A 25195-nucleotide genomic window follows, 5' to 3' on the forward strand; every position below is an offset into this window, starting at 1 on the left:
GGTCCACTGCTCACCGTCGGCTTCAGAGCACTTGCGACAGGAACCGTTGAAGCCGCTCACTCCGCGGAGCGTCGAAGATCGCCTCGGGAGCGTCGTGTTCGACGATCTTGCCGTCGTCCATGAACGCGACCTCGTCGGCGACGCCACGCGCGAAACCCATCTCGTGGGTGACCACGAGCAGTGTCAGCCCGCGCTCGGCCAACCTCGCCATCAGGGTGAGGACGCCCTTGACCAGTTCCGGGTCCAGTGCGCTGGTCGCCTCGTCGAACAGCATGACCTCGGGCTCCATGGCGAGCGCCCGCGCGATCGCGACCCGCTGCTGCTGCCCACCCGAGAGCGCGCTCGGCCGGTACGGCGCCTTGTCGGCGAGGCCGACCTCGGCGAGCCGGGCGTGCGCGATCTCGGTGGCCTCCGCCTTGCCGAGCTTCCGCACGCTGCGCAGCGGCAGGGTGATGTTGTCCAGCACACTGCGGTGCCCGAACAGGTTGAAGTGCTGGAACACCATCCCGACGCGCTGCCGCAGCGCGTCCGGGTCGGACGAGATGACGCTCTCGCCACCCAGCAATAGGTCGCCCGAGTCGGGTTCCTGCAACCGGTTCACGCAGCGCAGCAGCGTCGACTTGCCGGAGCCCGACGGGCCGATGACGCAGGTCGTGCGGCCCTTCTCGACCTTGAGGTTCACGCCCTTGAGCACTTCGAGGGTCCCGAAGGAGACATGGATGTCGCGGAGTTCGACGCTGGAGGAACGTACGGCGTTCGTCATGGCAGCGGCACCTTTCCGGCGTTCAGCGGTTCCGGTTCGCCGCCGTCGTCGTCGACCCGGATCTTCTTGCCGGTGCGCAGCTTCTTGTCGATGTAGTTCACCAGATGCGTCAGCGGCACGGTGATCACCAGGTACACCACGCCCGCCGCGACCAGCGGCGACAGATTCCCGGTGTTCGCCGCGAGGTCCTGCCCGATGCGGAACAGGTCGCGCTGCTCGGCGAGGAAGCCGAGGAAGTACACCAGGCTGGAGTCCTTGACCAGCGCGATGAACTGGTTCACCAGCGCGGGCAGCACCCGCCGCACGCCCTGCGGGATGACGACGAGCGTCATCGCCTTGGTGTGACTCATGCCCAGCGCGCGGCTGGCCTCCATCTGGCCCTTTTCGACACTCTGGATACCGGCGCGGAAGATCTCGCCGATGTACGCGGCGGCGATCAGGCTCAGCGCCAGAATGCCCAGCGGGTACGGGTTCCGGGACAGGGACGGGATGAGGATCCCGCCGCCCTGCCCGATCACCAGGATGGTCAGGATCGCGGGCAGACCGCGGAAGACGTCGGTGTACACCCGGGCCGGCCAGCGCAGCCACGCCTTGCCGGACAGGCCCATCGTGGCCAGCAGCATGCCGAGCACCGTGCCGATCAGCGCCGAGAACACCGACAGGATCAGCGTGTTCAGCAGACCGGTCCCGAGGAGGTCCGGGAAGACCTCCCAGATGTACTCCCAGTTCAGGAAGGTGTTGAGGAAGTCGTCCACTTACTTCTGCCCGGCCTTGAACTCCGCGGGCACCGGCGCGTTCGGTTCGAACCGCTGGTGCACCTTTTCCCAGGTCCCGTCGGCGATGACCGCCTTGAGCCCGGCGTTGATCTTGCCGGCCAGCTCGGTGTTGCCCTTCTTGACCGCGAAACCGTGCGGGATCGTCGTGGTGATCGCCTTGACCACCTTGAGTTTCGCGTCCGGGTTCTTCGCGGCGTAGTCCTCGGCGGTCGCCTGGTCGAAGATGGCGCCGTCGATCGCGCCCGACTTGAGCGCGGCGAGCGTCGCGGCGTCCTGCGGGAACTTCACGGCCTGCGCGGTGGGCGCGTTGGCGGCCAGCCAGCTGTCCGAGACCGTGCCCTGCACGACACCGATCCGCTTGCCCGCCAGGGAGTTCTCGTCGGTGATGCCGGTGCCCTCGCGGGCCTCGATGCCGAGCGACTGGTAGTTGTACGGCGCCGAGAAGTCGACCGTCTTGCGGCGTTCGTCGGTCTGGGAGATCCCTGAGCTGCCGATGTCGAACTTGCCGTTGGCGACCTGGCTCAGCAACGTCGAGAACTCGGTGGAGACGAACTCGAGTTTCAGGTTCTGGTGCGCGGCGATGGCTTTCAGCAACTCGTTGTCGAACCCGGTGAACACGCCGTTTTCCTGGTAGGCGTTGGGTTTCGAATCGCTGAGCGTGCCGACGCGCAACGTGCCGGCAGTGTCGCTTTCACCGCCGCCGCACGCCGCCAGTACCGCCACGAGGGCGGCACCGACGACGGCGGCGAGTGACTTCTTCATCGTGATCCTCACGCCTTGAACTGGTCCGGGACCGGGGCCGTCGGCAAAAACTTCTCGTGCAGTTCGACCCAGGTGCCGTCGGCGATGACCTGCTTCAGGCCCTCGTCGATCTTGGTGAGCAGCTCCGCGTTGCCCTTCTTCACCGCGAAGCCGTGGGGCACGTCGGTGGTGAAGGACTTGACGACCTTGAGCTTCGCGTCGGCGCTCTCCTTGACGTTCGTCTCGGCGATCGCCTGGTCGAGGATGTAGGCGTCGACGGCCCCGCTCTTGAGCGCGGCCAGCGCCGGGGCGTAACCCGGGAAGCGCACGGCCTGCGCGTCGGGCACCGTCGAGGTGAGCCACTTGTCGCCGACGGTCGCCTGGATGACCGCGACCCGCTTGCCGGACAGGCCCTTCTCCTCGGTGATCGGCGAGCCGTCCTTGGTCTGGATGCTCATCACTTCGAAGTTGTAAGCGCTGGAGAAGTCGACGTTCTTCTTGCGCTCGTCGGTCTGCGCGATGGCCGAGCTGCCGATGTCGAACTGGTTGTTCGCGACCTGGCCCAGCAGCGAGGAGAAGTCGGTCGACGCGAATTCGAGCTTCAGGTTCTGCTTGGCGGCGATGGCCTTCAGCAGTTCGTTGTCGAAGCCGGTGTAGTTGCCGTTCTCGACGTAGATGTTCGGCGGCGCGTCACTCAGTGTCCCGACGCGCAGCGTCTTCTCCGTGGCGGACTCGCCGCCGCCACAAGCGGCCAGCACGGCGACGAGACCCGCGGTCAGCGTGGCGAGCAGTGACTGCCTTGCAGGCCGCCCGCCGTTGTTACGAATCCTTGGTGTCGTCTTCACGATTTCAGACCCCCGCGTTCTGCACGGGCAGGCCGGGGCCGCCCTGTTCGAGTTCCTTGGGCAGCGGCTCGGTCTTGAAGAACTGAGCGTGCAGGCGGGCGACGGTGCCGTCCGCCACGGCCTTCGCGAGGCCGTCGTTGAGCTTCTTCAGCAGTTCCTTGTTGTCCTTGCGGACGGCGAACGCGGACGGCGTGTCCTTGGTCTCGACGGTGTAGCCGAACTCCAGCGGCACGTCCGGGTTCTGGTCGATGTACTTCTGCCCGATGTCCTTCGGCACCACCCAGCCGTCGAGGCTGCCTGCCTTGAGCTGCGCGAAACCGGCGTTGTAGTCCGGGAAGCGGACGACGTTGGCACCCGGGACCTTGCCGCTCGCGAAGTCGTCCTGCACCGACGCCTGCACGACGCCGAGCCGTTTGCCGGTGAAGGCGCCGACGTCCTTGAGGGCCGCGCCCTTCTTGGTGAGGATCGTGGTGAAGCCGGTGCTGTAGCCGTTGCTGAACGCGACGGTCTTCTTGCGGGCCTCGGTGGTGGAGATCGTGGAGCTGCCGATGTCGAACTTGTTGGTGGCGACGGCGGCGAGCAGGCCGGCGAACTCGGTGCCGACGAACTCGACCTCGAAGCCCTCGCGCTTCGCGATGTCGCGCAGCAGCTCGTTGTCGTAGCCGGTGAAGGTGCCGTTCTCCAGGTAGATGGACGGCGGCGCGTCGGTCAGGGTGCCGACCCGCAGCTTCTGGGCGCTCGCGCCCGCGTCACCGGAGCCGCAGGCGGCGAGGGCGAGGGTGACCGCTCCGGCCGTGACGACGGCAACGAACTTCGACAGCGTGGATCTCATCGCTTCTTCCGTGGGTTTCGGCGCGCAAGGCGCGATACAAACACGCCAAGCCGCCTCATGGGACGCCTGGCGCTCCAGGTTCAGCGATCGAGATTAGGCATTTCGCCCGATCGAGTAACTCCGTCTCAGTATTTGATATCGCGCGACCGGGATCACGCTGCCAGGTCGCGCGCCGACGAATTCCCAGCTCACGACGCCGGAGGCGGCGCTCCCATCGCCCTCCGGGGCGTGGTGGCCACGACGCGTGACTGCGAGGGAGCAGGGGACCTTGGTCACCGGAGACCTTGGTCACTTGCGGTGGTTGCGCGCGCAACCACCGCAAGCAGGTGCCGAATTGCGTGGGCTCGGGGGGATCAGGGGGAACAGCGGGTCAGAGGATCGGGGCCGGCGAGTAGTTCACCGACTCCGGGAAACGCTCCAGGATGCCCTCGACGCGCGACGCGATCGCGGCCACCTGACGGGGCGCCACACCGGTGAACGAGATCCGGTCGGTGAGGAGTTTGTCCAGCTCACCCCGGTCGAGCGGGATGCGGTCGTCGGCGGCGAGCCGGTCGAGGAGGTCGTTCTCCGCCAACCCCCGCTCCCGCATCGCGAGGGCGACGCCGACGGCGTTCTCCTTGATCGCCTCGTGCGCGGTCTCACGGCCGACGCCCGCGCGCACCGAGGCCATGAGCACCTTGGTGGTCGCGAGGAACGGCAGATAACGATCCAGCTCGCGCGAAATGACCGCCGGGAAGGCGCCGAACTCGGCCAGCACCGTGAGGAAGGTCTCCAGCAAACCGTCGAGCGCGAAGAACGCGTCGGGCAGCGCGACCCGGCGGACGACGGAGTCGGACACGTCGCCTTCGTTCCACTGGTCGCCGGCGAGCTCGCCGATCATCGACAGGTAGCCGCGCAGCACCACGGCGAGCCCGTTGACCCGCTCGCACGACCGCGTGTTCATCTTGTGCGGCATGGCCGACGAGCCGACCTGGCCCGGTTTGAAACCCTCGGTGACCAGTTCGTGGCCCGCCATCAGGCGGATCGTCTTCGCCAGGCTCGACGGCGCCGCGGCGAGCTGGACCACGGTGGACAGCACGTCGAAGTCGAGCGAACGCGGGTACACCTGACCGACGCTGGTGAACACGTTTTCGAAGCCGAGGTGGGCCGCGACCCGCGACTCCAGATCGTCCAAAGTGGACTCGTCGCCGAGCAGGTCGAGCATGTCCTGCGCGGTGCCGACCGGGCCCTTGATGCCGCGCAGCGGGTATCGCTCGATCAGGTTCTCGAGCCGGTCGAACGCGACGATCAGTTCGTCGGCGGCGGTGGCGAACCGCTTGCCAAGGGTCGTCGCCTGCGCGGCGACGTTGTGCGAACGGCCCGCCATCACCGTGTCGGAGTGTTCGACCGCGATCGCGGCGAGCCTGGCGAGCACCGCGCCGACGCGCGAGCGGACCAGCTCGAGCGAGCGCCGCACCTGCAACTGCTCGACGTTCTCGGTGAGGTCACGCGACGTCATGCCCTTGTGGACGTGCTCGTGCCCGGCGAGCGCGTTGAACTCCTCGATGCGGGCCTTCACGTCGTGCCGGGTGACCCGCTCGCGCGCGGCGATCGAGTCGAGGTCGACCTGCGCCAGCACGCGTTCGTAATCGGCGACGACACCGTCCGGCACCTCGACGCCGAGATCGGCCTGCGCGCGGAGCACGGCGAGCCAGAGCTCGCGCTCCAGCACGACCTTGCGTTCCGGGGACCACAGTTCGACCAGCTCAGGCGAGGCGTAGCGGCCGGCGAGCACGTTGGGGATGCGGGGCTTGTCCGTCACGCGGCCAGACTAACCTCCCGCACTCAATCACCTACTTGCGCCACGAAACGCGTCACGACGCCTTACCCCGACCGCAAGTAGGTGATTGATTGCGGGGGTCAGGTGAGGGCCGCTTGCAGCATCCGGGCGGCGGCGGCGCGCGGCTCCGGGTCGACCTCGATCAGCGCGTTGACCACGGCGCCGTCGACCAGGGCGACCAGCCGCTCCAGTTCGACGCCGTCCACAGGGGTGCCGGAGCGCGCGAAGATCTCGTGGAGCAGCTCGTACAGCTGCGCGGACAGCGTCCGCATCAGGGGACGAAGGTACGGACGACGGCCTGTCCCGACGAGGCGTTCGTAGCGCAGAAGGACCGCTTCGGCGTCGGCCTCGCGATCCGGGCGGAGCGGCCCGAGGAGCATGTCCAGCACCAGATCGACGGTGGCCTCGACACCGCGATCGCGGGTCGCCAGTTCCTCGAGACGGAGCCGCCCGGTCTCCAGTTCCAGGTTCGAGTGATGTTCCACGGCGGCGGTGACGAGTTCTTCGAGCGAGTCGAAGTAGTACGTCGTCGAGGCCAGCGGCAGCCCGGCGCGTTCGGCGACCGCACGATGCCGCACGGCGTCGAAGCCGCCCTCGGCCAGCAACGACGCGGCGGCCTCGATGAGCTCGGCACGGCGTCGCTCACCCTTCGGCGTGGTCGCTGCGGCGGTCATGGCGGGCTATTTTGCCAGGCCCGCTCAGTAGCGGCCGGCGAGCACACCGGCGAGCCGGTCGACCTCGGCCTCGGAGAAGACGGGTCTGCCCGAGCCGTCTCCGAGACTGACCACGACCACCAGCGAACCCTTGCCGGTGGTCCGCCGCGCGCTGGACGCACCGGTCGGCAGCGACGGAACGGCCGCGCCCGCGGGGAAGACCGCCGCGGAGACCGTGCCGCCGGGCACCTGGAACCCCGCGGACCTGGCTCCCGTCGTACAGATGTCGCCGGGCGTCGACTCCGCGACAGCCACGGGGACCGGGAGCTCGCCAGCGAGGGCGGTGGCGAGCTCCCGATCCACCTGGTCGCACCCGTAGGTGCCTTCGGCCGTCATCCGGCCGGTCCTCTCTGGCCCGTCGCCCCCCTGCTGAGGCGGCGGGTTCGAGAAGTTCGAGGCGTCCTCGCTGTCGAGAGGACGTGCGGACGCGGCCCCGGGTTGCCCCGCGGTCGCGGCTTCCTGCTCGGAGCTGGCCCCACTCCCCAGCTGGAGGTCGGTTCCGCCGAGCACGCCGAACATGCCCGCTCCGGCCAAGACCAAAACCACCGCACCACAGGCCACCGCGACACCGTTCCGGCGTCGAGCGGTGGCGCGTTTCGAGGCACGGACGACGTCGGCGGTGTCGAAGGTCGACGACGGCGCGTCGCCGGGGGCGTCACGGAACAACGCCTTCAGGTCATTCTCGTCCATCCCGTGCCACCTCCTCCTTCTCCATGACCTGCCTGAGGTTCGCCAAGCCTCGTGCGGTCTGACTCTTCACGTTTCCCTCGCTGCACCCGAGGGCCTTCGCCGCCGCGCCGACGTCGAGCCCTTCGAAGAACCGCAGCACCAGCACGGCCCGCTGCTTCGGAGGCACTTCGCGCAACGCGGCCAGCAGGTCTTCCCTGGTGACGACCTGTTCGCCGAGGTCGAAGCCGTCCTGCGGCGGCTCGGGCAGCTCTTCGGTCTGCCACTCCCGCCGCCACGGCCGCCTCGACTCGTCGATGGCCGCCCGGACCAGCGTTTTCCGCACGTAGGCGTCGGTCGCCGCCCGTTCTCTGATCTTCTTCCACCTCCGGTGCAGCGCGACGAACGCCGTCTGCGCGAGATCGTCCGCGCGATGCCAGTCACCGCAAAGCATGTACGCGGTCCTGCGCACGGAGTCCCGCTTCGCGGCGAAGTACTCCGCGAACTCTTGTTCGTCGCGCTGATTCACGCGGGTTTTGTCTCCGCTCTTGCCTCGTCGGTGGGTAGGACGGAACCGGGGGCGTCCACGGTTGCATGAGCGGGCGCGGGTGACCAGCCGGGAGGAGATTCACGGCGGGCGCGACGATGTGATGTGATCGTACCGTGACCTCGCGCTCCCTCCCGTTGATCGATTTCCGCTCCGACACCGTGACCCGGCCGGACGACGTCATGCGCCAGGCGATGGCGGATGCCGAGGTCGGCGACAACGTCCTCGACGGCGACCCGACCATCGGCGCGCTGGAACAGCGCGCCGCGAACCTGCTCGGCATGCCCGCGGCGCTCTGGACGCCGAGCGGGACCATGGCGAACCTGATCGCGTTGAGCAGCCATCTCCAGCGCGGCGACCGGTTCCTCGCGCCGCGCGGCGCGCACGTGATCACCGACGAACTCGGTTCCGCCGCCTGGCTCGCGGGCGGCATGCCGGAGCCGCTGGAGCACGACGGCGGGCCGGGGCGGCCGACGCCGGAAACGCTTTCGGCCGCGATCGGCAACCCGCGCGGGCCGTACTACGCGCTGCACACGCCGTTGCTGTGCCTGGAGAACACGCACAACTCCGCGGGTGGCGCCGTCACCCCGCCCGACGAGCACGCGCGGCTGGTCGCGGTGGCGAAAGAGGCCGGGCTGACCGTACACCTCGACGGCGCCCGCCTCTGGCACGCGGCCGTCGCGCTGGAGGTCCCGCCCGCGGCGCTCACGGCCGGGGTCGACACCGTCTCCGCTTGCTTCTCGAAGGGGCTCGGCGCCCCTGTCGGCTCGGTGGTGGCGGGCAGCCCGGAGTTCGTCGAGAAGGCGCGGCGGATGCGTCAGATGCTCGGCGGCGGCATCCGTCAAGGCGGGGTGCTGGCCGCGGCCTGCATGGTCGCGCTGGACCGCGTCGGCGACCTGGCCGAGACCCACGAGAACGCGGCGCGGCTCGCGGCCGGGCTCGCCGAGCACGGCTGGGAGGTCAACATTCCCGAAACGAACATCGTGCAGGTCACCGCACCCGACCTCGAAGAACGGCTGGCGTGGCTAACCGGGCTCGGCGTCCGGACGCTGCCCAGTTCGGGCAGGATCCGCTTCGTGACACACCGGGACCTTTCGGCGGCCGACATCGAAGAGACCCTGCACCGCATCGAGACCGGGGGCCGAACGTGAACTGGACCGTCTTCGATTACGGCGACGTCATCAGCGCGCACACCGACGCGCTGCCGACCCTGGCCAAGGCCTTCGACCGCGAAGTCGCCGAGTTCGAACCGCACTACTGGGCCGAACGGGTCCGATACGACTCCGGCGGCTCCGATCTCGAGTACTGGCAGAGCCTCGGCCGCGCCCTGGATTTCCCGGTCGACAAGGCGTTCGCCGACGAGCTGACCAGCATCGACGTCACCGGTTGGACGCACGTCGAACCGGACGTCCTCGATCTGCTCGAAGGGCTGCACGAAGCGGGCGCGGCACTCGCGCTGCTTTCGAACGCTTCATCGACCTTCGGCCGCTGGGTGCGCGAGCAGGAGTGGGCGAACCTGTTCCGGGTGATGCTCTTCTCCGGTGACCTGGGCTGCATGAAGCCCGACGCGAAGATCTACCGGATCCTGCTCGCCGAACTCGGCGCCGAACCGGCCGACTGCCTGTTCTTCGACGATCGGCAGTCCAATGTGGACGGCGCACGGGCGGTGGGGATGAAGGCGGAACGCTGGGTCGGCGTGACCACGGCGAAATCCGCCTTCGGCTCTTCGGAGGAATAATTCACCCTCGCCACTCATCCGCTTACGCGCGGTGAAGCGGATGACCTAAGCTGATTCGCGTCCCGAACCGAGATTCCCACGGTAGGTGCCCATGCCTGGTCCAGACGGCCGGCGGCCGCTCGTGCCCGTCGATTTCGACCGGCCGAGCATCGCGCGGGTCTTCGACGCCCTCATGGGCGGCCAGGACAATTACGAGGCCGACCGGGTGGTCCTGCGCCAGATCCTGGAACTCGCGCCGGAGGCCAGGGGCATGGCCAAGGAGATCCGGCACTGGCTGGTCCGGACGGTGCGCTACCTGACCGACCGGGAGGGCATCGACCAGTTCCTCGACCTCGGTTCCGGCTTCCCGACCTCGGACAACACGCATCAGGTCGCGCAGCGGTACAACCCCGAGGCGCGGGTCGTCTACGTCGACCACGATCCGGTGGTCCAGGCGCACGGCCGCGCGCTGCTCGCGGCGAACGACTTCGCGCATATGGCGGCCGCGGACCTGACCGAACCGGAAGCGGTCGTCGAGGAACTCGCGCGTACCCACCGGCTGGAGTTCGACCGGCCGATCGGCCTGGTCCTGTGCGCGATCGTCCACCACCTCCAGGACCTCGACGAGGCACGGAAGATCGTCCGCGCCTACGTCGACGCGCTGGCCCCTGGCTCGTTCGTCGCGCTGCTTCACCACCACAATCCCGCCGATGGCACCGAAGCCGCCGACATCGCGACGTCACTCGAGAAACGCTTCAACGGCACCGGGCTGGACACGCTGTACCGCACGCGCGAGGAGATCGAGTCGTTCTTCGCGGGACTCGAACTGATGGAGCCGGGGCTGACGTACCCGCACCTGTGGTGGCCGGACGGCCCGCGCTTCACCCCGCCTTCGCCCATGAACTTCACGTCGCTCGGCGGGGTGGCGCGTAAGTCTTAACGGCGAAGCTGTTTCGGGGTGCCCTTGCCCTTGATGGCGCCGTACGCGGCCGTGCCGAGGAAGACCGCGCCGCCGATGACGGCGATCCAGAAAACGGCCTTCACGAGGAAACCGAGCACGGAACCGAGCACCATGAAGGCCACCCAAGCCAGAATCAGCCCGCCGACGATCTTCCAGAACATGGCATCCTCCGATTACCTCACCGTGCCCGAGCGGGCCCGGTGAGTCCAGGTTGTCAGGCGGGAGTCGTGAGCGCCTCCTTTCCGGCCAACGTTCAGGGAGAACTCCGGGTTCCCCCTGACCGGTGAGCACCGAGCCAGTCGCCCAGCCTGCGGACGCCCTCGTCGATGTCCTCGCGCGAGCCCGCGAAGGAGAACCGCACGAACCGGCCGCCGTCGACCGGATCGAAGTCGATGCCGGGAGCGATCGCGACACCGGTCTCGGCGAGGAGCCGCTGGCACCAGCTGAGGCTGTCGTTCGTGTACGCGGAGACGTCGGCGTAGGCGTAGAAGGCGCCTTCGGCCGGCGCGAGCTTGTCGATGCCGATGCCCTTGAGACCGCTGAAGAGCACGTCGCGGTTGGCCCGGTAGCGCTCGACATGGCCATCGGCCTCCGCGTACCCCTCCGGAGTGAACGCGGCGATCGCGGCGTGCTGGGAGACCGCGGGCGGGCAGATGGTGAAGTTGCCGGTCAGGACGTCGATCGCGCGGTGCAGCCGCTGAGGCGCCAGCATCCAGCCGAGCCGCCAGCCCGTCATGGCGAAGTACTTGGAGAACGAACCGAGGACGAGCGCTTCGTCGCCGTACTGCCAGGCGCAATCGAGCCCGGCGCCGTAGGAGATCCCGTGGTAGATCTCGTCACTGATTAACTGCACGCCCCGTGACGCGCACCAGCCGCTGATCGCGGCGAGTTCACCCGGTGGCAGGACGGTGCCGGTGGGGTTGCTCGGACTGGCCACGATCAGTCCCTTGACCGGCCCCAGTTCGTCGAGCAGCGCGACGGTCGGCTGGAAGTTCGTCCCCGCCCCGGTGGCGAATTCGACGACCTCGCAGCCGAGCACCTTCAGCAGGTTGCGGTAGGCCGGGTAGCCGGGGCGCGCCATCGCGACGCGGTCACCGGCCTCGAAGGCGCTGAGGAACGAGAGCAGGAAGCCGCCGGAAGAACCGGTCGTGACGATGACGTCCTGCGGGCTCACGTCGACCGGGTACGTGCGGTTGTAGTGCGTCGCGACGGCCTCCCGCAGTTCCGGGACGCCGAGTTGCTCGGTGTAGCCGAGGGTGTGGTCCTTCAGTGCCCGCTGCGCCGCCTCGAGCACGGGGCGCGGCGCGGGCGCGGACGGTTGCCCCGCGAGCAGCGGGACCAGGTCACCGTGGCTGCGCTGCCGGGCCTGCGCGGCCGAAAGGACGTCCATGACGTGGAACGGCGGGACGTCGGAACGTGGTGCGGGACCAGGGAGGGACATGGGGCGAGGCTAGCCCGCCTTCGCCAGGAGAACCGAGTAGCCGTCGAGGAGGCGTTGAAGCCCGAACTCGAAGAGCGTGTCGAGGTCGTAGTCGAACGGGGCGCGCGAGACGACGCCGGCGAAGTTGGGGAAACGGCCGCCGGAGACCAGCTCCCAGAGGATCGGCTCTTGCTCCGCGAGCCAGGCGTCGGCGGAAACCGCCGTCCCGGATTCGGTGTCGGCTTCGGCCTCGAAGCTGAGAGCGATGCCGCGTACGTGGTTGAAGATCGTGATGTGCGCGTACATGATCGTCGACGCCGGGAGGCCATGACCGTCGAGTGCGCGAGTGGCCCAGTCCGCGTGGGCCAGCAGATTCGGCAACGGTTGCGGACGGGTGATCGAGAGCGCCTGCGCGAGCCAGGGATGCCGCCGGAACAGGGCCCATTGCGCCCGCGCCATCAGCTCGAGCTGGGCCCGCCAGCCGGGTGGCGGTGCGGGGGGAAAGCGGATCTCGCCGAGGGCCAGGTCGGCCATCTCGAGGATCAGTTCCTCCTTCGCGGTGACATGGCGATAAAGCGTCATCGTCGCGACACCGAGACCGGAGGCGACGCGGCGCATCGAGAGCGCGCGGATGCCCTCGGCGTCCGCGATCCGGATCGCGGCCTTCACCACCCGCTCGCGGGACAGCTCGGCCTCGGTTCTCGGCGCGGACTTCCGGACGCGGCTCGCGACGACCGTGCCCGCGCCGGGTTTGGCGACGACCAGGCCGTCCCGTTTGAGGGTGGCGAGCACCTTCGTCGCGGTCGCCATCGCGACCCCCCACTCGGTGACGATCCGGCGGGTCGACGGGACCTTGTCGCCCTCGCGAAGCTCACCGGACGTGATCCGGCGGCGGATCTCGGCGGCGATCCGCAGATAGGGCGGCTCGGTCATGGTCGGCTCCCTGTCCTAGTGCACCTGACGCCGTCTCGGCTGCCGCACTAGATCGACCGTACTAGTGCATCGAAGTTTTTCTGCGCTTTTCCTGGGCCTGAGGGTTGGTCTCCATACGTTGTACGCAGCGCTTCACAACACCGTACACAAGGAGTGGACATGCGGCAGGTCCTGATTTCGGGGGCGGGAATCGCCGGTACGACGCTGGCGTACTGGCTGCGGCGGCACGGTTTCGCGCCGACGGTCGTCGAGCGGGCCCCCGCGCCCCGCGTCGGCGGGCACGCGGTCGACATCCGGGGTACGGCGCTCGGCGTCGTCGACCGGATGGGGGTGCTCGGGCGCCTCCGGGAACTGCGCACGGACATGCGCGGGATGTCGTTCGTGAACGGCGCGGGAAAGACCCTCGTGCAGGTCACCGACCACACGCTGACCGGTGGGCTCACCGGCAGCGAGGACGTCGAGATCCTGCGGGACGACCTCACCGACACACTGGCTTCGGTCGCTCAGGAAGGCGTCGAGTACGTCTACGGAAACCGGATCACCGGTATCGCGCAACGGACCGACGGTGTCCGGGTCGCCTTCGCTCACGGCGCGGCGCGGGACTTCGACCTCGTCATCGGCGCGGACGGCCAGCACTCGGCCGTGCGATCGCTCGTTTTCGGGGCGGAGAAACAGTTTTCACACTATCTGGACACCTATCTCGCGGTGTTCACCGTGCCGAACTTCCTCGAGCTGGACCGCTGGCAGACCTTTCACCTGACTCCGGGAAAGCTGGCCGGGCTGTACAGCGCCCGAAAGAACACCGAGGCGCGGGCGATGCTCGGCTTCCAGTCGCCGGAACTCGACTTCGATCGGCATGACCCCGAGCAGCAACGAAAACTGCTCGCCGACCGGTTCGCGGGCCAAGGCTGGGCAGTGCCGCGGCTGCTCCGCGAAATGGAATCGTGCGAGCTGTACTTCGATTCCATGACCCAGATCCGGATGGGCCGGTTCACCGAGGGGCGGGTCGCTTTGGCCGGCGACGCGGGCTATGGACCATCGCCGCTTTCGGGACAGGGCACCAGTTTGGCGCTCGTCGGAGCGTACGTGCTCGCCGGCTCATTGGCCGCCTCCACCGACCATCGGGCCGCTTTCGCTTCCTACGAAAGGGAAATGCGACCGTTCGTGCTCCGGAACCAGGCGCTGGCCGCGCTGAACCAGAAGAAGCAAACCCGGTTCCGGCAGTGGAAGCAGATCCAGTCGATGCGAGTGCTGCCCTATCTGCCGTTCCGGGATCGGCTGATGAAGTCGGCCATGCGACCGCTGACGGAGGCGGCGAACGGCATGGCACTCAAGGACTACTCGTGAGGCGAGCACGGTTCCGCTGAGCTCGAAGGCGTAACTCGCGTGATTGAGCACGTAACTCGCGTGAGTGCGGCGTCAGTAGCCCTGATACCCACCGCCACCGGCCATGGACTTCAGCCCCGGGTGTCCTTCGAAGCCGCCGTACCGCGAGAACGTGTACCGGACGCCCGCGATGATGTTGTCCACCGGGTTGTAGATGTCGTCGTGCCCGGGAAGCTTGTGCGCGTTGAAGGTCGGGTCGATGCACTGCATCAACCCCTTCGACGGCGTGCCCTTCGCCGCGTTGGAATCCCAGTTGTTGATGGCGTTGGGATTACCGCCGGACTCCTTCTCGATGATCGTCCAGATCTTCTGGATGTCCGCCTCGGTCACCGGGATCCCGGCGGCCTGCAGGATCTTGATGGCTTCCTGGATCCATTGCTGGACGTTGCCCGGCGGCGTCGTCGACGGCGGACCACCGCTCGGACCGAGGCCGCCGCCCCCACCGCCACCGCCGCCTCCTCCGCCCCCACCGCCACCGCCGGCGTGGAGACCGCCGGTGCGCTTGGGGACGCTGCCGTCCTTGCCGGGCATCGGAACCGTCGAGTAACCGCCCTCGATGTCCTTCTTCATCAGTGCCTGGGACTTCTGGATCATCTGATTGGCCTGGTCGAGCAGGCCCTTGACCCGGGCGTCGGCGTCGGCGGTGATCTTGCCGATGTCGGTCTTGGCCTTCTGGATGATCTCGGCGGCCGAAGGACTCGGCGCCGGCTTGTGGTCCTTCTCGGCCTGCGCGGCGGCCTGGATCGCCGCGTTCTTGTCCGTCTCCGCCTGGGTGTTCCGTTTGTTGACCGCCTCTTCGGCGCCCTTGTAGGCGTCGGCGACCTGGGTCTTGATGTTGCCGAGATCGGTGTGGACACGATCGAGGTCGTCGACGACCTTGCCCAGTTGGGCCTCGACGTTCTGGCCTGCCTTGGTGATCGACTTGACGTACTCGAAGAAGGCGTCCGCGGCGGGGCCGACCCAGACGCCACTGTTCAGCGCTTCTGTCGAACGCGAGAGCGCCGCGCTGTGGTCACCGGCGTTGTCGGCGGCCGTCTTGAACTGCTTCGAGGCGTTCTGAATGGCGGCGAGGTTCACCTTTTCGATCTGCTCGGCCTTCTTGACGAGCCCGTCCCAGCCGTCCGGCGTGCCGGCGCCGACGTTGTTCAAACCCACTGCTCAAGCCCCCTTGGTATCCGGCCCCCAGGCCTGACGAATCGTCACAGCTCTCCGTGCACCTTCAGGTTGTCCACGTGGACCGCTTCGGTCTCCTTGATCAACCCCGCCGCCTTGCGCAGCACGAAGGCCGTGGCCTCCATCAACTGACCGGCCGAATCGAATTCGTTGTGGACGCCTTGCTTGAACTTGCCCACCGCGCCTTTCGCGTCGCCGTGCTCGTCCACTCCGCCGAAGGGGCTTTCCTTCTCGTCGTCCATGCCGGTGACGCCTTTTTTGGTCTTCTCGAACTCGTCCTTGAGCTTCTCCACCTGACCGGCGGCGATCCCCATGGAATCCGGGTCGTACACAGGCACGGTTCGTCATCCCCTTCACGGAAAACTCGTATCCGTCCGATCAGACGCGCTGCCGATCAGGACGGTTCCCGCGCACACTTTAAAACCTCGGCAGTGGGCCGTGTGCGTATCCACGCCGACTTCCCCCCCGCCGATATCCACTTCGCGAAACAGCCGAATCGGGCAAGTCAGAAATCGGCGACTTCCCGGATCCGCGTCGCCAGCAGCTGGTTGTCCGCCGGGGTGATGGTCGCCCAATCCCGGCCGTCCCGGTTCCGCACGACCTGGAACAGGTACCGCCCCGCGTCCGTGTCGTAGAAGGCGACCACGCTTTCCGCGCGGCGGGGGCGGCCGTCACGGCCCGCGCGTTCGACGCCGAACTGGCCACGCGCCTCCTGGCCGAGCAGCATGCCCGCCACCTCCTGGGCCTGCCACAGTGGCACGTCGAGGTCTTCCAGCGCGGTGACCAGTGCTTTCGCGTCGCCGCGGGCGGCGGCATCGGCATCGCGGAGGACGTCGTGCGGAATGCTGACCGACTGGCCGACGCCGGGACCGAGATCACCCGCGACCGAAACCGCGGCCTCGGCGAGAGAGCTTTCCCTGGCGGGGATCAGCCACACCTGACCGGAGTCGATCACGCCGAGCAACGCCTGGTTGCCGACGCTGACCGCCTGGCCCTTGATCTCGCGATCGGTCCACACCCAGACGTCGATCGCGACCCGCGGATGCGCGAACAGGTTCAGCATGTCGACCAGTTCGCCCGACGCCTGGTGTCCCCGCGCGAGCCCTCGCGCGCGCAGGGATTCCCAAGCATCCTCGATCAGTGCCGCCCGCTCCGTGTGGGTCGTTCCGGGGCTCGGCACGTCGAGTGCGACATGGCGGCGGGGCAGCCGTTCGGCTTCCCAGAGCATCTCGAACTCGAGAGCGGACAGCACCAGGCTGCCGTTGTCGTTCGGCACAGGTTCAGCGCGCTTCGGGGTTGCCGTGGTCACCGATCACGTCGGGCGACACCAGGCGCTCGTCCGTGAACAGGTCCTTGTCGTCGACGCCGTAACGCCTGATGTGCTCCGCATCCTCTTCGACGTCCTGAGTGGCCGCGCGCTCCATGAACTTCGACTCCGTCTTCGGCTGCTTCGCGCCGATCTTCTCCGAACGCCGCATGGCCTCTTCTTCGGGAAGCTCGCCGATCGACAGCTGACGGGTCGGCTTCCCGCCGCCTTCCTGCCGAGGACGTCGGTCGCGTTCCTTGTCGCCGCTCAGCGCGCCACCCGCGACACCGGCGCCGAGCGCGGCGGCACCCGCGCCGAGATCGCCGGCGGCCGGGCCGGCGACCTTCGGGACGGCGGGGAACCCGCGGCCGGATTCGTTGCCGGGGACCGGCGGCGTCTGCGGTCCGGCGCCGACCGAGCGACCCTTGCCGAGTGCCTGGTCACCACTGGCGCCACCGGCGACGTTGCCGAAGACACCGGGGCCGGAGCTGGAGCCGGGACCCTTGCCGAGAGCGCTGTCGATACCGGGGCCGATGCCGAACGACTTGCCCGCGGGCTGCGCCGACGTGGTGCTGTTCGGCGGCACACTGCCGGTGGACGGACCCGGCGGGACATTAGGGGTGTTCGGGGTGTTCGGGGTGTTCGGCGCACCAGGCGGGACGAACGGCGGCGTGGCGGGCGAGCCGGTGATCGGGTACGACGGCCTGCTTTGGTCCGGCTGCGGCGCGGGCCGGTTCGGGGTCACCCAGCCGCTTCCGGGCGCGGGCGCGGGCCTCGAAGTGCCGGACGGTGTGGTCGGAGCCGCGGCCGCCGGAGCAGTGGCACCGGCGTGGGGCACCGACGTGCCGGTTTTGCGGGCCACGCCGCCGCCCATCGCGACCCCGTAGGCCGGGGTCGGGGCGTCGTAGGACGGCGCCTTCGGATTGCTGACGGGCTGCACCACCGGCGGCACGTATTTCGACTCGACGGCGGCCGACGCGGGTCGCACACTGCCGTCCGGAGTGAGCTCGGTGGCGGTACCCGCGAGGTCGAGCGCACCGGAACCGCCGCCCACTCCGGCGGTGGTCGTGGTCTGGGTCAGGTTCATCGCCTGCGGATCGGCCAAGGTGTCGGTCGACAGCAGGTTCTCACCGCTCGTCCTGGCGTAGTCGTTCAACGCCTCTTGTGCCTGCGCCCGCGCGTTGTTCGCGGCGCTGACGCTCTTGGCGTGATCGGTTTCGAACCCGATGAGGCTCAGCACGACGTCACCGATGGTCAACCCGCCGGCGCCCTTCCGGACCACTTCCGGATCCGGGAGCTTGTGCAGCGTCCGGGTGAAGGCCTCCCCTTGGGCGAAGATCATCTCCGCGGAATGCGTGACCTTCGAGTTCGCGTCCTGGGAGAAGCCCGCCTGTTCGGTGAACACCTGCCCGGCGGCGCCACCCGCCTCGCTCTGCCATTCCACGCCGAGCTTGCCCAGCTCGTCGCGCAGCGTCTTGTCGGTGTCCGCGAGCGCGCCCGCGACGGCCTTCAGCGCGTCGACGGCGATGCCGATGCTGCCGGTGCCGTCACCGCTGCGGAAGCGTTCGATCTCGGTCGCGATCCCGGTGTCGGTGTAGCCGTCGAACCGAAGATCGCGGAGCCTGCCCGCGAGGTCGGAAACGTTCACGCCGCCCTCCCTAGTTGCGTGCTTTCAAGGTCTGCAAAGCCGAATCGGCCGCCCGCGCGGACATTTCGCACAGCTGCGGCATGGTGAACCCGCCCGCGGTGATGGCGACCGCCCGCACCGCCAGCGTCTGCCCTCGAGCGACACCGACGAGCGTTTCGCAGTCGCCCGGCGTCCCGCCGTCACGGTGGTTCTCGATGGCGGGGAACCCGCCGACCGCCGTCGGTTCCGTCGTCATGCTGTTCTTACGGCGCTTGCCGGTGAACCACTCTTCGACGTCCGCGGTGACCGTGCGGACGTAATAGCCGTGGAAGGGCTGCGCGGCGTCCGAATCGAAGACACAGGTCGGACCGTCGATCGGTTCCGCCGCCGCGCGCGGTTTGCTGTTGATCTTGAGCTGATCGAGCTGGGGATCGGTGAGCAGGGCACACGGATCGACCCCCTGGAGGCTCAGTTCGGCGGGCCTGGGCGGCAGTGCGGACGCCTTGGCGCCCCGCGTGGCCGAAGCCAGCGCGGGCTCGTCGGGGAACGCCTGCCCGCCCGTGTCCGTGGTGCATCCGGCCAGCGCGAGGGTGAGCACTCCGCCGGACACCAGCACACGGGCCCTACGCCCGGTGAACACCACGGTCCCCGAACGCGGCGGCCTTGTCCGCATCACTGGTCTTGTACTCCTTGGCCGCCGTGCGGAGCTGGCCGACCAATCCCCGCAGCCCGGCCACGTAGGCCCGGACCTGCGCGGCGTACGACTGGTCGCCGTCGGCGACGAGCTCGTTCCAGACACCGGTCGCCTGCGTGCTCACGGTGTCGTTGGCCGGAGTGTCGATGCGCAGCTGGTCGAGCCGCGTCATGAGTTTGTCCTGCAAGGCGTCGATCTGCTCTTCGACGATCTTCGCCACTTCGAGCAGCTTCGACGGGTCGACTCTGATGTCGGCCACCGACGGTGGCGTCGGGACCGCCGACGTGAGGTCTTGGACCTTGCCCGATGCTGCCATTCCCCACCCCTTGGACCCTGCGCACGGTGACCGTTCGTCCTGCCTGAGGCTACCAACGCGGATGTATCGGCTGCCTAAGCTTTGCCGGAAATACCGGGTTGGACGCGCCAAGGACCGCGATGGTTCCGTCCGGATTTCACGAGACCGGGGTGGCGATCTCTCCCTTGGCGGCGAGCAGGGCGATGTCGGTGCGGTGATGCGAGCCGGCCAGGTGGACCTTCTCGACCGTCGCGTAGGCGTCCTTTCGGGCGGCTTTCAGGTGCTTGCCGGTGCCGACGACCGACAGCACACGGCCGCCGGAGGAGACCACGGCGCCGTCGTCGCGGCGGCGGGTGCCGGCGTGAAGCACGCCTTCCAGCTCACCGCCGGTGATGACGTCGCCGGTCCTGGGCTTGCCGGGATAGCCGTCCGCGGCGAGCACGACGGTGACCGCGGCGCCGGAGTCCCAGTCCAGCGGCGGCAGCTCGGCGAGCTTGCCGGTCGCCGTCGCGTGCAGGACCTTGCCGAGCGGGCTGCGCAGCAGCGCCAGGACGACCTGGGTCTCCGGGTCACCGAACCGGCAGTTGAACTCGATGACCTGCGGACCCTCCGAAGTCAGCGCGAGACCGGCGTAGAGCAGACCGGAGAAGGGGGCGCCGCGGTTGTCGAGTTCGTCGACCACGGGCTGGACGATGCGGGCCACGACGTCGTCGACCAGGTCCTTCGGCGCCCACGGCAACGGCGCGTACGCCCCCATGCCGCCGGTGTTCGGACCCGCGTCACCGTCGCCGACGCGCTTGAAGTCCTGCGCGGGCAGCATCGGGACGACCGTGCGGCCGTCGACGAAGCAGAAGAGAGAGGCCTCCGGGCCGTCGAGGAAGGATTCGAGGAGCACCGGGTGGCCACCGTCGAGCAGCATCAGGGCGTGCTTGCGCGCGACGTCGACGTCCGTGGTGACCACGACGCCCTTGCCCGCGGCGAGGCCGTCGTCCTTGACCACCCAGGTGGGACCGAAACGGCCGAGCGCGGCGTCGAGGCGGGCGGGGTTGTCCACGACCTCACAGTGCGCAGTCGGCACCTTCGCGGCCGCCATGACGTCTTTCGCGAACGCCTTCGACCCTTCGATCCTGGCCGCGGACGCGGACGGGCCGAAACAGGCGATGCCCGCCTTCCGGACCGCGTCGGCGACGCCCGCCACCAGCGGGACCTCGGGGCCGACCACCACCAGGTCCGCTTGCCACTGCTTGGCGAGGGCGGCGACCGATTCGGGATCGGCCGCGTCCACGCCGAGCTGCTCGGCCACCGAAGAGGTGCCGGCGTTGCCCGGGGCACAAGCCAGTGCGGTGACGGAAGGGTCTTCCGCGACCGCGAGGACGAGTGCATGCTCACGGGCGCCGGACCCGATTACCAGTACGCGCACGAGGCACAGGGTAACCGTGCCGGAGACGCCCTGTCGGCGGAGCCACGTGAAACCCGCCCCGGCCGGAGGCCCCGCTATCGTGGCGGCGGGGCACCATAACGTCTGACCTGCGAAAACACGAACCTGCCCCGGCGACGCGGTCGCGGTCGCGGGTCACCGATCAACCAGAGCCCCGAACACGTCGCCGTCCTCGAGCGGGTGGTTCCATCCGGCGTTCACCCGGTGGTCAGCGCTCCGCCGGTCCGTCTTCGCCGACCGGACGCCTCCTGCGTCGAGGGTTGCGCGGTACCCCGAGTTCAAGCGAAAGAGGTTACCCACCATGCGAAAGCGCCTGGGCGTGCTCGCCCTGTCCGGACTCGCCGTACTCAGCGTCACCGGACTGGCAGGCGCCGCCGAGCCGAGCGCCCAAGACGTGTCGGCGCTGGCGAAGGGGCACGATGGGCCGGTGATCGTCGGACACCGCGGCGCCCCCGGTTACCGCCCGGAGCACACGCTCGCCTCGTATGAGCTCGCCTACCGCCAGGGCGTCGACTGGGTCGACGTCGACCTCGTGCCCACCAAGGACGGCCGGCTGGTCGCCCGGCACGAAAACGAGATCGGCGGGACCACCGACGTCGCGAAGCACCCCGAGTTCGCGAACCGGAAGACGACCAAGGTCATCGACGGCACGTCGTTCACCGGCTGGTTCACCGAGGACTTCACCCTCGCCGAGCTGAAGACCCTGCGCGCCACCGAACGGATCCCGCAGCTGCGGCCGAACAACAGGATCTACGACGGCCGCTACCAGATCGCCACCTACCAGGAGGTGCTCGACCTGACGCGCCGGCTGGGCCGCGAACTGCGTCGCGAGCTGGGGACGTATCCGGAGATCAAGCACTCGACCTACTTCTCCTCGATCAAGAACCCGACCGAGCCGAAGCTGGTCGAACTGATCAAGCGCAACGGGCTCGACCACCCGAAGGCGCCGGTGATCATCCAGTCGTTCGAGGTGTCGAACCTGATCGCGCTTTCGCGCCAGGTGCGGGTGCCGCTGCTGCAGCTGACCTCGGCGACCGGCGCTCCGGCCGACTTCGTCGCGAAGGGCGACCCGCGGACGTACGCCGACCTCGTCACTCCTGCGGGGCTGAAAGAGATCTCGAAGTACGCGGACTACCTGGGCCCGGAGAAGGCACAGGTCATCCCGGTGGTGAACGGCGCACTGGGGCAGCCGACCAGGTTGGTCACCGACGCGCACCACGCCGGACTGAAGGTCGGGCCGTACACGTTCCGCAACGAGAACAACTTCCTCCCGCAGAGCCTGCGCTCGTCGGCGAACCCCGCCGAGTACGGCAACGCGTTCGCCGAGCAGGAGGCGTTCCTCAAGGCGGGTGTCGACGGCTACTTCGCCGACCACCCGGACACCGCGCTGGAGGCCGTGAAGGCGTTCCGGGGACGCTGACTCGACCCAGTACATGAAGGCCTCCTTCGTTGCGTCTGACGCAAGGAAGGAGGCCTTCATGTACTTCAAGCAGCCAGGGACGCCGGTATCGAGCCACCTTGCAGTAGCCCTCAAGAACACCCGAATCGCCACGCACGACCATTCCTGGCCGGGGCCGACCGGCGGCCTCTCTGCTCGCGTCGCCGTCCTCGCCCTGCGGCGGCGAGTGTCCGGAAGGGTCGTCAGGACGGAATCCGTCCTGACGACCCTTTACTGGTATCTGGAGATAGGTTTCTTCACGGGACCTTGACATCCGCAGGTCGGCGGGCCTAATTTCGGCGAGTCTCAATGGTCTGTCCGCATACCTTTCAAGTGGGTGCCCGATGGATGTCCCAGCCGAGCAGGCAGAACCCGCCGACGAAGACAGCGCCCGGCTCCACCAGCTCGGCTATGCGCAGGAACTCCGGCGCACGATGTCGACCTTCTCCAACTTCGCCGTCTCCTTCACGATCATCTCGATCCTCTCCGGCTGCCTGACCCTCTACGGGTTCGGCATGGAGACCGGCGGCCCCGCCGCGATGATCTGGGGCTGGCCACTGGTCGGCCTGTTCGTCATCCTGGTCGGGCTGGGCATGGCGGAGGTCTGCTCCAGCTATCCGACCGCGGGCGGCCTCTACTACTGGGCCGCGAAGCTCGCGCCGAGCAACGGCGCGGCGTGGTCGTGGTTCACCGGCTGGTTCAACCTCATCGGGCAGATCGCCGTCACCGCGGGGATCGACTTCGGCGCCGCGCTGTTCCTCAACGCCTTTCTCGACCTGCAATTCGGCTTCGAGGCGACGCCGGGCCACACCATCCTGCTGCTGGGGATCGTTCTCGTGCTCCACGGACTGCTGAACACCTTCGGCGTCAAGATCGTGGCACTGCTGAACAGCATCAGCGTGTGGTGGCATCTGGTGGGCGTGCTGGTGATCGTCGGGGTGCTGATCGTCGTTCCCGAGAAGCACCAGGACGCGTCCTTCGTCTTCGGCGAGTTCGTGAACAAGACCGGCTGGGCTTCGCCGGTCTACGTCTTCTTACTGGGGCTTCTCGTCGCGCAGTACACGTTGACCGGCTACGACGCCTCGGCGCATATGACCGAGGAGACCAAGAACGCGGCGAAGGCCGGGCCGCGCGGCATCATCAACTCGATTCTCGTCTCCCTGGTCGCCGGCTGGGTTCTCCTGATCGGCCTCACGTTCGCCATCCAGGACTACGACCGCGCCGTGGGCTCCGAGACCGGGGTGCCGCCCGCGCAGATCTTCATCGACGCGACCGGCGCGACGACCGGCAAGTTCCTCCTGCTCATCTGTATCGGCGCGCAGCTGTTCTGCGGGATGGCGTCGGTGACCGCGAACTCACGGATGATCTACGCCTTCGCCCGCGACGGCGCGATCCCGGGTTCGAAGTTCTGGCATCACATCAACAAGCGCACCCAGACGCCGACCAACGCGGTGTGGCTGGCCGCGGGCGGCGCGCTCCTGCTCGCCCTGCCGTATCTCTGGAGCGCGACCGCCTACGCGGCGGTGACCTCGATCGCCGTCGTCGGCCTCTACGTGGCCTACGTGATCCCGGTGTTCCTGCGGGTGCGCAAAGGCGACGACTTCGAACCCGGACCGTGGAACCTCGGCCGCTGGGGCAAGCTCATCGGGACCGTCGCGACCGTCTGGGTGTGCTTCATCTTCGTGCTGTTCATGCTTCCGCAGGGATCACCGGTCACCATCGACAGTTTCAACTACACGCCTATCGCCTTCCTCGTCGTACTCGGTGGTGCGGCGGTGTGGTGGCTCGTCTCGGCCCGTAAGTGGTTCACGGGCCCGAAGGTGCAGGGTTCCGAGGAGGAACTCGCTGCCGTGGAAAGGGAACTCAAGGAGCTGGGGTAGCGGCGGTCTCCCTGGAGCGGCCGGCGCGGACTCCGGTCACCGCGGCCGCTCCCAGTGCCCCGACTCCGGCGAAGGCGTAGAAACCCCACGGGTACGCGATTCCGGCGGTCAGCAGCGCACCGCCGAGGATCGGGCCGCAGATCGCGCCGACCCGGCCGACACCCGCCGCCCAGCCGATTCCCGTGGCGCGTTGCCAGTCCGGGTACGTCTTGCCGATGTAGGCGTACACGAGCACCTGCGCGCTGAACACGAACCCGCCGGTGAGGAACACGGCCACGTACAGCCCCACGGCGGGCAGCTTCACACTCAGCAGGGCCAGGAACACCGCCGCGCCGAGAAACCAGAAGATCACCGCCGGACGCACGCCGACCTTGTCCGCCACCCGGCCCGCGACGAGCAGGCCGACGACACCGCCGAGGTTCAACGTGAGCAGCAGGCCGAGCGCCGCGCCCAGCGGATAACCGGCCTGGCGCATGATCTCCGGCAGCCACGTGTTGAGCCCGTAGACCAGCAGCAGCCCCATGAACGACGTCACCCAGAACGCGAGGGTGGCGCGCAGGAGCCCGCCGCGGAACAGCCCGCCGACGACTTCCGTCGCCGACTTCTCCCGCGTGTCCCGCACCCGCTCGAAGGATTCGGACTCCGGCAGGTACTTGATCATCAGCGGTACCAGCACGAGCGCGGGCAGTGCGCCCGCGACGAACATCGCGCGCCAGCCGAGCGGCTGGATCAGCCAGATGCCGAGCAGGGCGGTGAGCACCGCGCCGACGTGATAACCCGTCATCACCGTGGTGGTCGCGCTGCTGCCCTTTCCCTTGCGGGCATACTCGGTGACCAGCGCGATCGCCGTCGGGAGGCAACCGCCGAGACCGAGCCCGGCGAGGAACCGGAACAGCCCGAAGAAGAACGCGGAAGGCGCGATCGCGCAGAGCGCGGTGCACACCGAGAAGGCGACGACCGCGATGATCAACGCCTTCCGGCGGCCGATGAGGTCGGTGATCGTGCCGATCGCCATCGCGCCGATCATCATGCCGATCAGGCCGAACGTCGAGATCACCGACGCCGTACCGGGAGTCAGCCCCCAGACGCGGTCACGGAGCAGCGCGGGCAGCACCGTGCCCAGGACGACCAGGTCGAATCCGTCGAGCAGTACCGCCGTCCAGGCGAGTGGGACCACCCACGGACGGGCCGCGGCAGGTGACATGGAGACCTCCAGCTGTGTTCG

26 protein-coding genes are annotated in these 25195 nt (G+C 68.4%); 6 read left to right on the plus strand and 20 right to left on the minus strand.

The features are described from left to right. Positions 1–22: 22 nt before the first annotated feature. The 9 genes from P3102_RS36175 to P3102_RS36215 all read right to left on the minus strand — a co-directional run bounded on the left by P3102_RS36175 (position 23) and on the right by P3102_RS36215 (position 7684). Positions 23–763, minus strand: coding sequence for an amino acid ABC transporter ATP-binding protein (locus P3102_RS36175; protein WP_276365145.1), 741 nt, complete (start codon positions 761–763; stop codon positions 23–25). Further along, on the minus strand, positions 760–1518 hold the full coding sequence (locus P3102_RS36180) for an amino acid ABC transporter permease (protein WP_276365146.1): 759 nt from the start codon (positions 1516–1518) through the stop codon (positions 760–762). Before P3102_RS36180 ends, P3102_RS36175 begins: the two co-directional genes overlap by 4 nt. Further along, a complete protein-coding gene (locus tag P3102_RS36185) occupies positions 1519–2301 on the minus strand; it encodes an ABC transporter substrate-binding protein (RefSeq protein ID WP_276365147.1) in 783 nt (260 codons plus the stop codon). It abuts the gene before it with no gap. Between the two features lie 8 nt (positions 2302–2309). Continuing rightward, positions 2310–3125: an ABC transporter substrate-binding protein gene (locus P3102_RS36190; RefSeq protein WP_276365148.1), complete on the minus strand. Its 816-nt coding sequence runs from the start codon at positions 3123–3125 to the stop codon at positions 2310–2312. A 4-nt stretch (positions 3126–3129) separates the two neighbouring features. Continuing rightward, the gene (locus tag P3102_RS36195) at positions 3130–3957 is read right to left on the minus strand and encodes a transporter substrate-binding domain-containing protein (protein ID WP_276365149.1); all 828 of its coding nucleotides are present in this window, start codon (positions 3955–3957) and stop codon (positions 3130–3132) included. A 370-nt stretch (positions 3958–4327) separates the two neighbouring features. After that, a complete protein-coding gene (gene purB / locus P3102_RS36200) occupies positions 4328–5758 on the minus strand; it encodes an adenylosuccinate lyase (RefSeq protein WP_276365150.1) in 1431 nt (476 codons plus the stop codon). A gap of 98 nt (positions 5759–5856) precedes the next feature. Beyond that, complete coding sequence (locus P3102_RS36205) at positions 5857–6450, minus strand: TetR family transcriptional regulator (protein ID WP_276365151.1); 594 nt, start codon at positions 6448–6450, stop codon at positions 5857–5859. A 24-nt stretch (positions 6451–6474) separates the two neighbouring features. Next, on the minus strand, positions 6475–7179 hold the full coding sequence (locus P3102_RS36210) for a hypothetical protein (RefSeq protein ID WP_276365152.1): 705 nt from the start codon (positions 7177–7179) through the stop codon (positions 6475–6477). Next, positions 7166–7684 (minus strand): SigE family RNA polymerase sigma factor, encoded by a 519-nt coding sequence (locus P3102_RS36215; protein ID WP_005152531.1) that lies wholly within the window; start codon positions 7682–7684, stop codon positions 7166–7168. Before P3102_RS36215 ends, P3102_RS36210 begins: the two co-directional genes overlap by 14 nt. Before the next feature lie 134 nt (positions 7685–7818). On the opposite strand from P3102_RS36215, the gene P3102_RS36220 reads away from it, so the two are divergent. The 3 genes from P3102_RS36220 to P3102_RS36230 all read left to right on the plus strand — a co-directional run bounded on the left by P3102_RS36220 (position 7819) and on the right by P3102_RS36230 (position 10359). Continuing rightward, positions 7819–8853, plus strand: coding sequence for a threonine aldolase family protein (locus tag P3102_RS36220; protein WP_276365153.1), 1035 nt, complete (start codon positions 7819–7821; stop codon positions 8851–8853). After that, positions 8850–9440: an HAD family phosphatase gene (locus P3102_RS36225; protein ID WP_276365154.1), complete on the plus strand. Its 591-nt coding sequence runs from the start codon at positions 8850–8852 to the stop codon at positions 9438–9440. Before P3102_RS36220 ends, P3102_RS36225 begins: the two co-directional genes overlap by 4 nt. Positions 9441–9531: 91 nt before the next feature. Beyond that, entirely contained in the window at positions 9532–10359 is an 828-nt protein-coding gene (locus tag P3102_RS36230; protein WP_276365155.1) for an SAM-dependent methyltransferase, read from the plus strand. Here the strand turns inward: P3102_RS36230 and P3102_RS36235 are convergent. The 3 genes from P3102_RS36235 to P3102_RS36245 all read right to left on the minus strand — a co-directional run bounded on the left by P3102_RS36235 (position 10356) and on the right by P3102_RS36245 (position 12733). Beyond that, positions 10356–10541: a hypothetical protein gene (locus tag P3102_RS36235; protein ID WP_007032516.1), complete on the minus strand. Its 186-nt coding sequence runs from the start codon at positions 10539–10541 to the stop codon at positions 10356–10358. The genes P3102_RS36230 and P3102_RS36235 overlap by 4 nt on opposite strands. Before the next feature lie 92 nt (positions 10542–10633). Then, positions 10634–11821: a pyridoxal phosphate-dependent aminotransferase gene (locus tag P3102_RS36240; RefSeq protein ID WP_276365156.1), complete on the minus strand. Its 1188-nt coding sequence runs from the start codon at positions 11819–11821 to the stop codon at positions 10634–10636. Positions 11822–11830: 9 nt separating this feature from the next. Further along, on the minus strand, positions 11831–12733 hold the full coding sequence (locus P3102_RS36245) for a TetR/AcrR family transcriptional regulator C-terminal domain-containing protein (RefSeq protein ID WP_276365157.1): 903 nt from the start codon (positions 12731–12733) through the stop codon (positions 11831–11833). Positions 12734–12892: 159 nt separating this feature from the next. On the opposite strand from P3102_RS36245, the gene P3102_RS36250 reads away from it, so the two are divergent. Next, the gene (locus tag P3102_RS36250; RefSeq protein ID WP_276365158.1) at positions 12893–14080 is read left to right on the plus strand and encodes an FAD-dependent monooxygenase; all 1188 of its coding nucleotides are present in this window, start codon (positions 12893–12895) and stop codon (positions 14078–14080) included. Between the two features lie 72 nt (positions 14081–14152). On the opposite strand, the gene P3102_RS36255 is transcribed toward P3102_RS36250, so the two are convergent. The 7 genes from P3102_RS36255 to purD form a co-directional block, all read right to left on the minus strand. Next, positions 14153–15274, minus strand: coding sequence for a transglycosylase SLT domain-containing protein (locus P3102_RS36255; RefSeq protein WP_276365159.1), 1122 nt, complete (start codon positions 15272–15274; stop codon positions 14153–14155). A 44-nt stretch (positions 15275–15318) separates the two neighbouring features. Beyond that, positions 15319–15630, minus strand: coding sequence for a hypothetical protein (locus P3102_RS36260; protein ID WP_276365160.1), 312 nt, complete (start codon positions 15628–15630; stop codon positions 15319–15321). Positions 15631–15797: 167 nt separating this feature from the next. Beyond that, the gene (locus P3102_RS36265) at positions 15798–16568 is read right to left on the minus strand and encodes an ESX secretion-associated protein EspG (RefSeq protein WP_276365161.1); all 771 of its coding nucleotides are present in this window, start codon (positions 16566–16568) and stop codon (positions 15798–15800) included. Between the two features lie 4 nt (positions 16569–16572). Further along, on the minus strand, positions 16573–18246 hold the full coding sequence (locus P3102_RS36270) for a hypothetical protein (RefSeq protein WP_276365163.1): 1674 nt from the start codon (positions 18244–18246) through the stop codon (positions 16573–16575). A 10-nt stretch (positions 18247–18256) separates the two neighbouring features. After that, complete coding sequence (locus P3102_RS36275; protein WP_276365164.1) at positions 18257–18898, minus strand: DUF3558 domain-containing protein; 642 nt, start codon at positions 18896–18898, stop codon at positions 18257–18259. After that, the gene (locus tag P3102_RS36280; RefSeq protein WP_276365165.1) at positions 18849–19235 is read right to left on the minus strand and encodes a PE domain-containing protein; all 387 of its coding nucleotides are present in this window, start codon (positions 19233–19235) and stop codon (positions 18849–18851) included. Before P3102_RS36280 ends, P3102_RS36275 begins: the two co-directional genes overlap by 50 nt. Positions 19236–19371: 136 nt before the next feature. Further along, positions 19372–20634 carry a phosphoribosylamine--glycine ligase gene (gene purD, locus P3102_RS36285; protein WP_276365166.1) on the minus strand — a complete coding sequence of 421 codons (1263 nt, stop codon included), beginning with the start codon at positions 20632–20634 and terminating at the stop codon, positions 19372–19374. Between the two features lie 319 nt (positions 20635–20953). Here purD and P3102_RS36290 point away from each other — a divergent pair, with 319 nt between their 5' ends. Continuing rightward, positions 20954–22072, plus strand: a complete 1119-nt coding sequence (locus P3102_RS36290; RefSeq protein ID WP_276365167.1) for a glycerophosphodiester phosphodiesterase — start codon at positions 20954–20956, stop codon at positions 22070–22072. 362 nt (positions 22073–22434) lie between these two features. After that, a complete protein-coding gene (locus P3102_RS36295; protein ID WP_276365168.1) occupies positions 22435–23970 on the plus strand; it encodes an amino acid permease in 1536 nt (511 codons plus the stop codon). Here the strand turns inward: P3102_RS36295 and P3102_RS36300 are convergent. Then, entirely contained in the window at positions 23954–25174 is a 1221-nt protein-coding gene (locus P3102_RS36300; protein WP_276365169.1) for an aromatic acid/H+ symport family MFS transporter, read from the minus strand. The two genes, P3102_RS36295 and P3102_RS36300, sit on opposite strands and share 17 nt — an antisense overlap. Positions 25175–25195: the final 21 nt, after the last annotated feature.

Origin of the sequence: Amycolatopsis sp. QT-25, from assembly GCF_029369745.1 — a bacterium.
GTDB lineage: Bacteria > Actinomycetota > Actinomycetes > Mycobacteriales > Pseudonocardiaceae > Amycolatopsis.